We start from the raw sequence: 469 nt of genomic DNA on the forward strand, positions 1-469 counted from the left end.
CTCCCTTCTTTTGTGTGTCCATCTGGATGAGATCCAGCGTGCCTACCGCGGCTACCTTGCAGTGTTGTCTCACCATGCGGTCGACGGCTTCACGATAGCAATCTCGGTATCCGAAGTCGTATCCCAATAGCGCAAGCAAGCCCATCGCCGCACCGGACAGGGCAATGGCGAGCGGCGCCAAGTCCCGCAAGAAGGCCAAGATTTCCTGCACACTGGCCCGTTGAGTTTCTTGAACTAGCGATACCAGATCCTCTGGAAAGGCCACTGTTGCGAATAGCAGTGTCCAGACCAGGATCAGGGGAAGGTTGGAGAGCGCCTTGGCAGCGGCGGTTAGCCCGGTCTGGATCATGTTGCCGAGTTGTTCGAATGCGATGCGACCGTTGCGCAATACGGTGCGCCGTATCTCGGCGTATTGGGCATCCGTGATACGTCCAATGGAAACGCCATTCAATATCACGCCCCATTCCGG

The 469-nt window shown here is 57.1% G+C and carries 1 protein-coding gene; it reads right to left on the reverse strand.

Features of this window, described 5'->3' with window-relative positions; translation table 11 throughout:
* The coding region (locus tag KDH83_RS31530; RefSeq protein WP_212323098.1) for a hypothetical protein at positions 1-469 on the reverse strand (469 nt) is incomplete at both ends.

It is taken from the genome of Achromobacter sp. Marseille-Q0513, assembly GCF_018195695.1.
Lineage (GTDB): Bacteria > Pseudomonadota > Gammaproteobacteria > Burkholderiales > Burkholderiaceae_B > Achromobacter.